Source organism: Halopseudomonas pelagia CL-AP6 (genome assembly GCF_000410875.1).
In the GTDB taxonomy this organism is placed as follows: Bacteria; Pseudomonadota; Gammaproteobacteria; order Pseudomonadales; family Pseudomonadaceae; genus Halopseudomonas; species Halopseudomonas pelagia.
In genome coordinates this window covers 86,838-99,905 of record NZ_AROI01000005.1, presented here as the reverse complement: position 1 = coordinate 99,905, position 13,068 = coordinate 86,838, and the positions used below count along the sequence as shown (strand labels likewise).

The window sequence follows — 13,068 nt, the reverse complement described above, 5'->3', positions numbered from 1 at the left end:
AGCCGGGACCTGCCATGCTAGTGTGACGCACTTTAGGCGTGCTCGGGATTAGGCGAATTGACGCATGTCAAGGCGGCGCATCAATCGCTGTGCACGCGGCCTGTTGGGCGTGCAAAAAAAGGGGGGTTATGGGCGCCGGGCAAGCATTGCTGCTCGCGCAGCAGGCGGTTGAAAACCTGGGCGACGCAGGCAAGACATAGTAAAAATGGCCAAAAAAGCAGAGTGCAGGCGTTATAAATGAGCTTTTCGCTTTGCTCAGCCCTTCGAGTCCGCGCTCAAGCACGTTCCGTGAGGCCATTTCTAACGCAGCAGATAGTGCTTCACAAACCTGTCAGCGCGATCACCCGGTCCGCCCTGGGCAACAACACAGCGTCATGACCCAGAAACAGTGCCGTTCGGTTTGCCAGCCAGGGTTCCAGGCGCTTACTCACCCGCTCTCGCGTGGCCGCATCCAGGCCACTGAAGGGCTCGTCCAGAACAACCAATGGCGCGTCCTTGAGCAGCACTCGAGCCAAAGCCAATCGTCGCCCTTCACCGCCAGACAATTGTTTGCCCGACTCGCCGATCCAAGTATTGATCCCGGCAGGCAAGGCACTGACCAGCTCAGACAGATCGACCATTTCCAGCACCTGCCAGAGCTGCTCGTCGGTTGCGGAAGGCTTGGCCAGCAACAAGTTAGCGGCGATGCTGTCATGCAGCAATTCGGTTTGTTGTGTCAGGTAGCCGACTTGCGCGCGCCATTGGCTCAGCGACAGCTGGTCCAGCGGAGTGCCGCCCAGCGAGGTGCCGTCCGACAATGCGCCGCCCGCAATCAAGCGCCCCGAATCAGGATCGATCAGGCGTACAGCTAATGCCGCCAGAGTCGATTTGCCGCAACCGGACGGACCGACTATTGCCAAGCGCTCCCCCTGGCTCAGTGTCAGATTCAGCTGCTGCAGGCCCGCATACCGCACGCCGACGTTTTGCCAATGCAACGTTAGCTCGACTGGCGGGGTGGCAGGGTGATCCGGATCTACAAGCGCTGTGCTCATCGCCGTCTGCTGGTTCAAGCGTCTGGCTGCCGTGCGGGTGCCACCGAATTGAGCGAAGGCCGCAGGCAGCCCAGCGAAACCCTCACTTAGCGCCATCAGTGCCAGCGGGATCATGACCATCACCGGGCCGGACAAAAGTCCAGCAATATAGGCCTGGATGGCGCCAAACAGACCCACCATCACTGCGCCCATTATGCCCAGGGTCGCGAGCGCCTGACCAAAGGCAATCCGGCCCTGCAGCGCCAGTTGATCGTCCACCATCTGCTGACTGCCGGCCAACAACTGCTGGCGATGCAACGCCAGGGTGCCGGCTGCGGTCAACTCCGCCAGACCTTGTAGCTGCTCTACTGCAAGCACGCGCAGGCCATCCAGTTGCTCTACTCGCCGGGCGCTGTAGTGCAAACCCAACAACGCCATACCCAGTGTCAGGGCCAACAACAGCGCCAGCAGCACAGCACCAATCAAACCGGCCAGCGACAGATGGAAAACCGCGATCAACCCGCAGACCAGCACTATGCCGAGCAAGGCCACCAGCGGCGGCGCCAGCAAGCGCAGGTAAAGGGTATCCAGGGTGTCGATATCTGCGGTCAGGCGGTTAAGCCACTGGGCCGCACGCAGCCGACTCAGGGTCGCGCCGTCCAGCGCCGCCAGCGCGGCGAAATGCCGCCCGCGCAGATCCGCGAGCAGACTCAGCACTGTGTTGTGATTGAACACCCGCTCGAAATAGCGCGCTACGGTGCGTGTCAGGGCGAAAAAGCGAATACCGCCGCCCGGCATATATACATCGAACATGACGCGCTGCCCCGCCGCCCATAGCAGCGCCGTAACGCCGGTGGCTGTGATAAACCAGCCCGACAGCGCCAGGAGGCCCACCGCGCTGAATAGTGTCAATGCCAGCAGCAACGCACCAAGCCATAAGCGGCCGCGGCGCTGCATAATCAGTTTTAACCAGGGTTTTAGCTCATCCATCTACGAGCCTCCCCTTGACCAGTTCAATACGCCGTTCAGCCAGCGCCATCAGTGCCGGATGATGCGTAGCAATGATCAGCGTCCGGCCGCTGCCCGCCAGGCCGCGCAGGGCTTCTATCACCTCGGCCTCGCTCTGTTGATCGAGACTCGCGGTCGGCTCATCCAACAGCACCAACTCGGCGTCAGACAACCAGACTCGCGCCAGTGCCAAGCGCTGCGCCTGCCCACCGGACAGCCCGCGCCCGCCTTCGCCCAGCGGCGTCTCCAGGCCCCGTGGTTGAGTTGCCAGTAGCGGGCCAAGACCGACGGCGTCAATAGCACGCAACATCCCAGCCGCATCGGCTTGCGGCGCGGTCAGGTGCAGATTGTCGGCCCAACTGCCCTGGATCAGAAACGGCCGCTGCCCCAGCCAGGCAATGGCCTGCTGACCGGGCGCCTGACCGAACAAGCTGAGGCTACCATCATCAGGTTGCACGAAGCCGGCGATGCAATGCAGCAAGCTGGACTTGCCTGACCCCGAAGGGCCCACCAGCGCCACTACCTGACCACGGGCAATCTCCAAAGTGATGCCTTCCAGCACACGACCACGCCCTGGATAAGCCAGCGCCAGGTTCTGAATATGGATGTTATTGGCATCTGCGCCAGGAGTGAGGCTACCCGTCTGGACGCGGTTGGCCGCCGATTCGAGTTGCAGCGCGCAAAGGCCGTCCGCCGCTCCCAACGCCGCAGCGCGGTCATGGTAGGACTGCGCCAGACTGCGCAGCGGCTGAAAGAACTCTGGCGCCAAGAGCAGAATGAACAAACCGGAAAACAATGTCAGCTGCGCTGCCGGACCGTACTGGATATAGCCCAACAGACCAAAGCCGATATACATCGCCGCCACGGCAATGGCGACGGAGGCAAAGAACTCAAGCACCGCCGAGGATAGAAAAGCCACTCGCAGGGTGCGCATGGTCACCGCACGATAGCGCTCGGCTGCGAGCGCTACCGAGTGCGTTGCCGCCCCGACTTGACCGAACAATTGCAAACTGGTCAAGCTGCGCACCCGATCGAGAAAATGCCCAGCCAGACGGCCGGCTTCGAGCACATGCTGCTGGCTGATCTTCTCCGCACTCATACCCACCAGCGCCATGAACAGCGGAATCAACGGCGCAGCAAACAGCAGGAACAACGCGGCCAGCCAGTCGAGCCAGAACACCAGCAGCAGGATCGCAAGGGGAGACAATAACGCGAGCCATTGCTGCGGCAGGTAGCGGGCGTAATAACCATCCAGCGCCTCGACCTGCTCGACCCATTGGTTGGTCAGGCTCGCACTGGAGCGGTCTGCCAAGCGTACCGGGCCCAGTTCAGCCCAGTAAGACGCCAGTTGTTCGCGCACCTGCTGGCGTACCCGGGCGCTGGCACGCTGACCACAGCGTTCCTGAGCGGCCTGCGCCAAGGCTCGCAGCAGGATGACCAGCGCCAGCCCGGCGCCGGGCCACAACAGGTTGAAATACGGCACCTGCTCAACCACTAGCGCATGAACCAGCCAGGCAATCAAACCCATCTGGGCCATGATGGCTAGCGTCTGCGCCAACCCCAGGAGTACCGCAGCGTGGTGCCAGGATCGGACCACCAGGCCCTGCTGCCGCAACCAATCGCGGCTGCGGCGTCCAGACTCAGTGATAGCCTTCACCCACGCGGACCTTGCCGCGGAACACCCAATAAGTCCAGGCCGTGTAGCCGAGGATAATTGGAATCACGAAGAGCATCCCGATCAGCAGGAACAACTGCGACTCCGGCGCCGAGGCCGCATCCCACACGGTGAAATTCGGCGGAATAACGTAGGGCCAGCGAGTCCAGAGCAGACCGAAATAGGTCGCCGCAAACATCGCCATCGTCGCCAGAAAGGGTATCGCCTGCCTGCGCTTGCGTAGGCCGCGCCAGATCTGGAAGGCAAAGAACAGTGCCAGCACCGGGAAAACCCAGATCCAGCGAATCACCGCGAACCAGCGTTCATAGGCAGCTGGATCGACCCACGGCGTCCAGATACTAATAATGGCAAATACCGCCAGCACCGCGCCGAGCAACCAGGGCGCCAGACCGTAGGCCCAGTCCTGAATATAGCCCTCGGTTTTCATAATCAGCCAAGTACAGCCGAGCAGCGCATAACCTGCCATCAGTCCCAGCCCGGTCATCACGGTGAACGGGGTCAGCCAGTCAAAGGCACCACCCGCGTATGCCAACCCCTCGGTTTCATAGCCCTGAATATAGGAACCGACCACCACGCCCTGGGCAAAGGCGGCGAGAAAGGAACCACCAGCAAAGGCCCAATTCCACAGATAGCGCGAGCTCTTCGCCTTGAAGCGGAACTCGAACGCCACACCACGAAAAATCAGACCCGCAAGCATCAGGAACACGCCAATATACAAGGCTGGCAACAGGATCGAATAAACCAGCGGAAAAGCACCCAGCAAGCCCGCCCCGCCAAGCACCAGCCAGGTTTCGTTGCCATCCCATACCGGCGCCACCGAGTTCATCATCACATCGCGCGCGTCTTCGTCCGGCGCAAAGGGGAACAACATACCCACGCCCAGATCAAAGCCGTCCATCAATACATACATGATCACCGCGAAGGCGATGATACCCGCCCAGATCATCGACAGGTCGAAGATTTCCATTTCCATATTCAGGACCCCTTCTGTTCAAGTGGTACATCACTGCCCGAGAGTGGACGCGCCGGCCGGTGTACTTCATCCACATCGGAGGCCCGCTCGCCGATCTCCAGACCGTCCTGCAATACCCGCATCAGGTAATACAGACCCGCACTGAAAATCATCGCGTAGACCAGGATATAACCGAGCAAAGTAAACAGCGCCATACCACCAGTCAGCGAGGGCGTTACACCTTCGGCGTGACTCATCAGCCCGTAGACCAGCCACGGCGCACGCCCTGCCTCCGTCACGATCCAGCCGGCCAGCACCGCGATAAAGGGCGTAATACTCATTAGCCGCAGCCCTTGCAGGAACCAGGGCGTCTGCCAATAGCGCTGCTTGCGGCGCAACAACAGACCGACAAAGCCGAAGGCAATCATTAACAGACCCAGCCCAACCATGATGCGGAAGGCCCAGAACACCAGCGCTACCGGCGGCTGCTCGTCTACGGGCACGGCATTGAGGCCGGGCACTTCGCCCTCCGGATCGTGGGTGAGAATCAGGCTGGCCAGCTTGGGAATAGCAATTTCGAAGCGGTTACTCTGAGTCTCCTGATCAGGCCAGGCAAACAACAGCAACGGTACAGCGGTCGAGGTCTCCCAATTGCCTTCCATCGCTGCAACTTTGGTCGGCTGGTATTCCAGCGTGTTGATGCCATGAAAGTCGCCTACCACCGCCTGGGTCGGGGCCACGATCAGAATCAGCCACAGGCAAATGGACAGCGCCTTGCGGTTAATCTCCACCTCACGCCCACGCAACAAATACCAGGCGCTTACCCCCGCGACCACAAAAGCACCGGTCAGGAACGAAGCCAGGCCCATATGCGCAAAGCGGTACGGGAAGGAAGGATTAAAGATTGCTTCCGACCAGGAGGTAACGAAAAATACGCCATCGCGCAGCTCCACACCGGCCGGCGTATGCATCCAGCTATTGGCGGAGAGAATCCAGAAAGACGAAATGAAGGTGCCCAGTGCGACCATACAGGCCGCGAACAGATGCACTCCCTTAGGGACCCGATTGCGTCCGAACAGCAACACCCCGAGGAACGCCGCCTCCAGGAAAAACGCAGTGATCACCTCGTAGCTGAGAACCGGCCCGAGAAAGTTGGCCGCCGCATAGGAATAGTTGCTCCAGTTGGTACCGAACTGGAAGGACATGACGATACCCGACACCACCCCCATGCCAAACACCACCGCGAACACCTGCACCCAGAAAGCGGACAGGCGCTCCCATACCGGATTCCCGGTTTTGAAGAAGAGTATTTCCAGAAAGGCAATAAAGGACGCCAGACCGATGGTAAATACCGGAAAGATCGCGTGAAACGACACCACAAACGCAAACTGGATGCGCGACAGCAAGAGAGGGTCCAGTTCCATGAGCAAAGCTCCTTGATGGAAATAGTTTATGCCGCTTGTGCGGTATACAGATAGCGGGTCAGTAGAGGTTAGTCAAAAAGGACGAAGCTGTGACTGTATTGAGGCAGGAAATGTTCCAGGTCACAGTGTGCCCCGACGCAACGGCCAGGGCCAGGTGGTGGATTGCCGCAGCGCGAGTCCGCGTTAAACCAATACCCACAGCGTCACTGCCAATGGCAGCAATACCGCGGTAGTGATGCCCATCAAACTCATCCCAAGGGCGGCGAACGCGCCCGCTTCCTCGCTCCTTTCCAGTGACAGCGCAGTACCTATGGCATGCGCACAGATACCCATGGCCAAGCCCCACGCCGCCTCGGAACGGACACCGACAATGCGCAACAGCCAGGGCCCGAATACCGCAGCTATAACCGCAGTGATCATTACGAACACCGCCGCCAACGCAGCAATGCCGCCAGTTTGTTCAGCTACCAACATGGCAATGGGCGTGGTCACCGACTTTGGCGCCATGGTCATAACCAGTGAATGCTCAATGCCCAAGCCCCAGGCGATCAAGATGGTCGCGAGGGTCGCAAATGTGCCGCCGACCAATAGCGTGATCAATACCGGGGACAGAAACTCGCGAATGCGTCGCAGGTTGACATACAGCGGCACCGCCAGAGCGACCGTCGCCGGACCGATCAACACCATCAAGGGCGTCACACTTTGCTGGTAAGCGCTCAGCTCTCCACCGAGCAGAAGAATAATGCCGATGAGCAATAGAATGGACACCAGCACCGGATGGAACACCGGTATACCGCTGCGCTCGTAGAGCATTACCCCGGTTTGATAAGCCGCCAGCGTGACGCCGACCCAAAATAGCGGGTGATCCATCACGGCCTGCCAGGCTAATAATAAACTGCCGCTCATGGCTGGGACTCCTCAACCTGTTTGCGACGCATCAGGCGTTCCATTATCCAGCCGCATAACGGCAGTGCCAGAAACAGCGAAACGAACAAAGTGACGGCCATCGCCAAGCCATAACGCGCCATTTCCGCGCCGTAGGCCATCACGCCCACAGCCGGCGGCACCAGAATCAGCGGCAGATATTTCAGTAATCCACCGGCAGCATGCTCAAGCGGCTCGCCGACTTCGCCGCGTAACACTAGATAGATCAGCAGCAACACCATGCCAATGATCGGGCCTGGTAAAAAGGGCAGGAACAGGACGTTCAAACCGGTACCAAGCAACTGAAAAACGATGAGCCAAGTCAATCCGCGTAACAGCATAGGTCAATCCACTTACTAGCAGGTAACCTGCAAGGTTAAACACTGAATCTCCCAGTGCCTAGCCCTTGCGTGCGCGACCCGATAAAAAAGCCGGGCATTTGCCCGGCTCGCTTCACTCCTGCCTAACCCCTGCCGCTCAGTACCCGCGCAAGCTGGCAAAACGATCAGCGTGGTAACGGTAGTCGCCGAACAACAACTGCGCCGCCCGTGCCCGCTTCATGAACAAACCCACGTCAAACTCGTCAGTCATACCCATCCCGCCGTGCATCTGCACCGCTTCGTTGGTCGCCAGCTCCGCCACTTCGCAGCTCTTGGCCTTGGCCAGGCTGACCAGTTGGGAGGCATCGTCTGCGCCTTGATCCAGTGCCACCAGCGCCTTGAGCACTACCGACTTGACCAGCTCCAGCTCGCTGAACAGATGCGCACAGCGGTGTTGCAAGCCTTGAAAGGAACCCAGCACAACGCCAAACTGCTTGCGCTCCTGCAGATACTTTACCGTGACTTCGAAGGCCTCGGAGGCAATACCCAGCAGTTCTGCGGCAAGTTGCGCGTTCGCCACATCCAGCACCCTATCGAGAATCTCAAAGCCCTGGCCCTGCTCGCCCAACAGCGCACTGGCGTCCACCTGCACATTATCCAGACGCACAATGGCAGCGTTGCGGCTGTCGACCATGATGGTCCGCTCAACACTGACTCCTGCCGCTTGGCGATCGACCAGAAACAGGCTGATGCCCGCTCTGTCCTGCTCTGCACCGCTGGTGCGGGCAGAAACAATCAGTTTGTCTGCCACATGACCATCAATAACCAGGGACTTCTGTCCGTTGAGCACAAAACCGCCACCCTGGGACGTCACCGTGGTGGCAACGCGCGCAGGATTGTGCCGCGGCGCTTCATCCACCGCCAGTGCAGTCAGCAGTTGCCCTCCGGCGATGGCTGGCAACAGCGTCTGTTTCTGCTGATCAGAGCCGGCAAGTTGCAGCGCACAAACACCGATCACCGCCGTCGACAGCAACGGCGCCACGCTGAGATTGCGCCCAGCCTGCTCGAATACCTGGCCCATGCCGACATTCCCGAAGGCCGAACCGCCAAACTCTTCGAGCATCAATGTGCCGACAAAACCCATTTCCACCATGCTCTGCCACAACTCGCGGGAAAAGCCGGTTTCATCACGATGATCACGCAACTGGCGCAACTGACTGATCGGCGCATTTTCGCTGAGGAAGCCTTTCGCGGCGTCCTTGAGCATTTGCTGTTCTTCATTAAGTACCAAAGCTGCCATTGTCTTTACCTCGATTCGGTCACTGGAGCCCAAGAATGTTGCGGGCAATCACGTTGAGCTGGATTTCCGAGGTACCGCCCTCGATCGAGTTGCCCTTGGAGCGCAGCCAGGCACGCGGCACGGCTCCCTCTTTCCAGGCTGCACCTTCCCAGACCAGCGCGTCACTGCCGCGCAGCGCAACCAGCAACTCCTGACGGCGTTTGTTCACTTCGGTACCGTAATATTTGAGCATCGCCGATGCGGCGCCTACACCCTGCCCAGCCTTGGCTTCGTCCAGCACCCGCTCAGAGGTAAGCTCAAACGCCCGTGCGTCTAGCTCCCAGCGCGTCACTTCGCTGCGCAGGTATCCATCAGCCAGCTTGCCGTTGTCCAGACCAATGGCCTCGACCGCAACCTGCGGCAGGGTTTTCTGGCCTGCGGCGGTCTTGCCCATGCCGCCAATCATCTCGCGCTCGTGGGTCAGCAGGTACTTGGCAATGGTCCAGCCTGCATTGATTTCACCAACCACCTGATCTTTCTCAACGCGCACGTTGTCGAGGAAGGATTCGCAGAACGGCGAGCTGCCCGAGATCAGCTTGATCGGCCGCGTGGACACACCCGGGGTAGCCATATCAAACAGCACCAGGGTAATACCCAACTGCTTCTTGGCCTCAGGATTGGTGCGCACCAGGCAGAACATCCAGTCCGCCTTGTCAGCATAGGAGGTCCAGATTTTCTGGCCGTTGACAATAAAATGGTCGCCCTGATCCACCGCCTTGGTTTGCAAACCAGCCAGATCTGAGCCCGCGCCTGGCTCGCTGTAACCCTGGCACCAGCGGATCTCGCCCCGCACGATTGGCGGCAAATGTTGGCGTTTGAGCTGCTCTGAGCCAAACTTGAGAATCGCCGGGCCGATCATCCAGACACCAAAACTGGACAGTGCCGGCCGTGCTTGGATGCGCGCCAGTTCCTCGCGCAAGACCTTGCACTCGGCATTCGACAGCCCGCCGCCACCGTATTCCTGCGGCCAATCCGGCGCGGTCCAGCCCTTGTCCGCCATGCGCTCGAGCCACAGGCGCTGGTCTTCGCTCTTGAACTTGAAGTTGCGGCCACCCCAGCACTGATCATCGTCAGCAGTAGAGGGCGTGCGCATGCTCTGCGGGCAGTTCTCTTCCAGCCAGGCCCGGGTTTCCTCGCGGAACGCGTGCAGATCGGTCACGGGAAAATCTCCTCAATTGATCGGCTAATGGGACAAAAACGCAGAATACCCTAGTGGCGGGGGCTACGGCCTTTCACTTGACCTGCGGAATGGTGATCCATCAGTCAGGAGAATAGATTAGCTGTTTCGCCGGTTTGCTTACGGCCTGCCTTCCTCGAATGCAGCTACCCAGCATGGCAAAGGCCTGGACTTACTGCCTGCGTCTGCACCTGCGCAATAATCCTGTACTGCAAATCACAACCGCCTGGGCGCAGAAACATCAAAACGCCATTATTTTAATTGTACAATAAATACATTATGTATAAGATTGGTACGCATATTTGGCGCCAAATTATTGTATTGGCTCTGAGCGCACCGCATGAATACACAGGATCCGATTTTTTATGTTCCAACAACTCACGATCGCTCAACGCCTGGGGCTTGGCTTCGGCCTGATATTGTCACTGATGATCTTGATCACGCTAATCGGAATTAACCGCGTCGGCGTGATAGACAACACGCTCACCTCCGTAAGTGACAACGCCACCGTAAAGCAACGCTACGCAATCAACTTTCGTGGCAGCGTGCACGACCGCGCTATCGCTATTCGCGACCTTGTACTAGCACCCAACAACCAGGCCGTCTCTCGTCAGCTACAACAGATCGACCAGCTAAAGGCTTTCTATCAGGATTCGGCCGTCGCCATGGACGCGCTCTTTACCTCCAGCGGAGCCGTTGCCGAAGAGCAAAGACTGTTGGCCGCGATCAAGGACATCGAACGCAGCGCCCTGAGGCTCACCAGCCAACTGATCGACCTGCGACAAGCAAATCAATCCGCAGCAGCCCGGACCTTGCTGATAGCTGAGGTTTCGCCCGCCTATACAGACTGGTTGGCCCGGGTAAACGCGTTTATCGACTTTCAGGAACAGGTCATCGGTGATGAAATCGGCACCGTACGGGCCGTCGCTGGCGGCTTCCAGCTACTTATCCTGGCCTTCACCGGCATCGCAGTGCTGCTCGGCGTGCTGGTGTCGGTACTCATCATCCGCCAGATGCGCTCGACGCTGGGGGCCGAGCCCCATGAAGTTGCAGAAGTTATACGTCGATTGGCCAATGGCGAGTTGAATCAACGCATAGACACCCGCTATCCAAACAGCGTCATGGGTGCAACCGCCGACATGATTCAGCATCTGTCCGAGACTATTGCTCAGGTGCGTAGCGCCGCAGTGGAACTTAGCGTGTCGTCGGCTCAACTACTCGCCACCTCGGAAAACAACAACCAGCAGATTCACCTGCAATCCCGCGAAGCTGAACAGATGGCTACGGCGATCAACCAGATGGCAGCGACCGTCAATGAAGTAGCCGGCTACGCGGCCAGCGCCGCCTCCGCCACGCGTAATGCCGACACTGAAGTGGAAACCGGCAGCCGCATTGTTACCGCCACAGCCGGTGCTATTCAGAACCTGGCCCGCACATTGGAAACTGCAGCGGATACCGTTCAACAAGTATCCCGTGATAGCGCCAGCATCGAGAAAATCACTGCAGTCATCAACGCCATCGCCGAACAGACCAATCTGCTGGCGCTGAATGCCGCAATCGAAGCGGCGCGGGCCGGAGAACATGGCCGAGGCTTTGCCGTGGTCGCCGACGAAGTTCGTTCATTGGCCAACCGGACCCAGGATTCAACCCGTGAGATCCGCGAGATGATCGGTACCCTGCAGCACGGCGCAGGCAACGCCGCCAGTGTCATGGAAACCAGCAGAGAGCTGGCACAGAAGACCGTTGAACAGATCCTGCTGGCCGAGGGCGCCTTGCAGCAGATCAGCAACGAGGTGGGCGCGATCAACGATATGAACGCGCAGATTGCCAGCGCGTCGGAGGAGCAAAGTGCGGTAGCCGAGGAGGTCAACCAGAACATCAACCGCATTCACGATGCCACAGTGGAAACCTCTGCAGGCTCCAATCAGGTCGCGTCTTCCAGCAAGGTGCTGGCCAAGCTGGCGGATCAGTTGAAGCAACAGGTCAGCTTTTTCTCACTCTGAAAGTCGATCTGGAAAGGCGCGCTAGCGTTAGTCCACAATAATCTTCGGCACCTGCTGGGCGCTGCTCCGGCCCAACTGCGTCAGCCGCCCTGCAGCACGCAGCGCGATGTCGCTATTAGACGCGCCCAATCCACGCTGAAATGAAGCTGCATTTGGCATATCTATCGAGGCCGCCTCCTGGTTGCGTCGCGCGAGCCAAATACCGATGATGAGGAAAAGAGCAATCGCCGTCTGCGGACCCACTTGAGGATGCCCTGCACCCATGCCCGATTCCATAACAACGGCCAATACGGTCTTTGAATGCGCCATCACTCCTCGCTACACCGACCTGGATACCTGGCGCCACGTCAACAACTCACGCATTTACCAGCTGCATCAGGAGGCCCGCATCCTCGCGCATATCGCCCGCTTCGGTGCCGATGCCTGGTTTTCCGACGACGTCCGGCTGCGGCCGCTGCGCAGCATCACCCAGTACCGGCAAGTCACCTGGTACGGCAGTGACGTGCAGGCCCGCGTGCAGGTGCTCAGCTGCGAGCAGGATACCTACCGGGTGCGTAGCGACTTGTCACAGAACGGTCAGCATGTAGGGTCGCAGGAGTGTGTGATGGGCGCCTTCGTCAAAGGCCAACGGGTCGATCTGCCGGAGGATGTCCGCGAGCAGTTGCAGCACGCAGCGACCGGCACCGCCGAGCCGCTGCCGGCCAATGACTATGTCGAGCTAGCCAAGGCTGTTGAGCAGTGGCCCATGCGCCAGCAGCTCAGCGGCCGTTATGCTGATCTGGATGCCGATAGCCAACGCAGTGAAGCGGCACTTGCCCGTTATATGGAACAGGCACGCTTTGGCGCGATACGGGGTATAGACCTGGGCGACCTGGGCATTCTGATTGCCGCAGCCGATATCAGCTTTCTGCACTATCGCCCCGGTTGGGAGCCGGTGGAACTGGGATCAGGCATTACCCGGATGGGCAATACCTCATTCATCTTCACCGGTTGCGCTACCAGCGAGCATGGTCTGCAGGCAGTCGCCAACAGTGTGATGGTGGTCATCAATCAGGCGAGTGGCCGCCCGGCGCCACTAACCAACGCCATTCGCGAGCAACTGGGAAAATTGAAAGTGTAGGTTCACTCAGTTTTTTATCTGCCGCCCCTCCCTCCGGTGCCACCGTTGTCCGGGCACTGCCTGGGCACAGGCCTCGCACCCTGCAAAACCTGCGGTTTGGGCATCAAGGGACTTTT

The 13,068-nt window shown here is 59.3% G+C and carries 11 protein-coding genes; 2 read left to right on the top strand and 9 right to left on the bottom strand.

All coding sequences use genetic code 11. The features are described from left to right. Window positions 1-320 precede the first annotated feature (320 nt). From cydC to K787_RS0104105, 8 genes are all read right to left on the bottom strand, one after another. Complete coding sequence (gene cydC, locus K787_RS0104140; protein WP_022961529.1) at window positions 321-2,000, bottom strand: thiol reductant ABC exporter subunit CydC; 1,680 nt, start codon at window positions 1,998-2,000, stop codon at window positions 321-323. Further along, window positions 1,993-3,675 carry a thiol reductant ABC exporter subunit CydD gene (gene cydD / locus K787_RS0104135; protein ID WP_022961528.1) on the bottom strand — a complete coding sequence of 561 codons (1,683 nt, stop codon included), beginning with the start codon at window positions 3,673-3,675 and terminating at the stop codon, window positions 1,993-1,995. The genes cydC and cydD overlap by 8 nt, the downstream gene beginning before the upstream one ends. Further along, complete coding sequence (cydB, locus tag K787_RS0104130) at window positions 3,659-4,660, bottom strand: cytochrome d ubiquinol oxidase subunit II (RefSeq protein WP_028614568.1); 1,002 nt, start codon at window positions 4,658-4,660, stop codon at window positions 3,659-3,661. The genes cydD and cydB overlap by 17 nt, the downstream gene beginning before the upstream one ends. Before the next feature lie 8 nt (window positions 4,661-4,668). Then, window positions 4,669-6,069, bottom strand: a complete 1,401-nt coding sequence (locus K787_RS0104125; RefSeq protein WP_022961526.1) for a cytochrome ubiquinol oxidase subunit I — start codon at window positions 6,067-6,069, stop codon at window positions 4,669-4,671. A 183-nt stretch (window positions 6,070-6,252) separates the two neighbouring features. After that, window positions 6,253-6,975: an LrgB family protein gene (locus K787_RS0104120; protein WP_022961525.1), complete on the bottom strand. Its 723-nt coding sequence runs from the start codon at window positions 6,973-6,975 to the stop codon at window positions 6,253-6,255. Further along, window positions 6,972-7,334 carry a CidA/LrgA family protein gene (locus tag K787_RS0104115; protein ID WP_022961524.1) on the bottom strand — a complete coding sequence of 121 codons (363 nt, stop codon included), beginning with the start codon at window positions 7,332-7,334 and terminating at the stop codon, window positions 6,972-6,974. Before K787_RS0104115 ends, K787_RS0104120 begins: the two co-directional genes overlap by 4 nt. A gap of 136 nt (window positions 7,335-7,470) precedes the next feature. Beyond that, the gene (locus K787_RS0104110) at window positions 7,471-8,613 is read right to left on the bottom strand and encodes an acyl-CoA dehydrogenase family protein (protein WP_022961523.1); all 1,143 of its coding nucleotides are present in this window, start codon (window positions 8,611-8,613) and stop codon (window positions 7,471-7,473) included. 19 nt (window positions 8,614-8,632) lie between these two features. Continuing rightward, window positions 8,633-9,811, bottom strand: coding sequence for an acyl-CoA dehydrogenase family protein (locus tag K787_RS0104105; RefSeq protein WP_022961522.1), 1,179 nt, complete (start codon window positions 9,809-9,811; stop codon window positions 8,633-8,635). Window positions 9,812-10,194: 383 nt separating this feature from the next. Between K787_RS0104105 and K787_RS0104095 the strand changes: the two genes are divergently transcribed. Then, the gene (locus K787_RS0104095) at window positions 10,195-11,832 is read left to right on the top strand and encodes a methyl-accepting chemotaxis protein (protein ID WP_022961520.1); all 1,638 of its coding nucleotides are present in this window, start codon (window positions 10,195-10,197) and stop codon (window positions 11,830-11,832) included. 27 nt (window positions 11,833-11,859) lie between these two features. Here the strand turns inward: K787_RS0104095 and K787_RS0104090 are convergent, their stop codons facing one another. Further along, window positions 11,860-12,096 carry a hypothetical protein gene (locus tag K787_RS0104090; RefSeq protein WP_022961519.1) on the bottom strand — a complete coding sequence of 79 codons (237 nt, stop codon included), beginning with the start codon at window positions 12,094-12,096 and terminating at the stop codon, window positions 11,860-11,862. Here K787_RS0104090 and K787_RS0104085 point away from each other — a divergent pair. Further along, window positions 12,095-12,952, top strand: a complete 858-nt coding sequence (locus tag K787_RS0104085; protein ID WP_022961518.1) for an acyl-CoA thioesterase — start codon at window positions 12,095-12,097, stop codon at window positions 12,950-12,952. The two genes, K787_RS0104090 and K787_RS0104085, sit on opposite strands and share 2 nt — an antisense overlap. The last annotated feature ends 116 nt before the right edge of the window (window positions 12,953-13,068 follow it).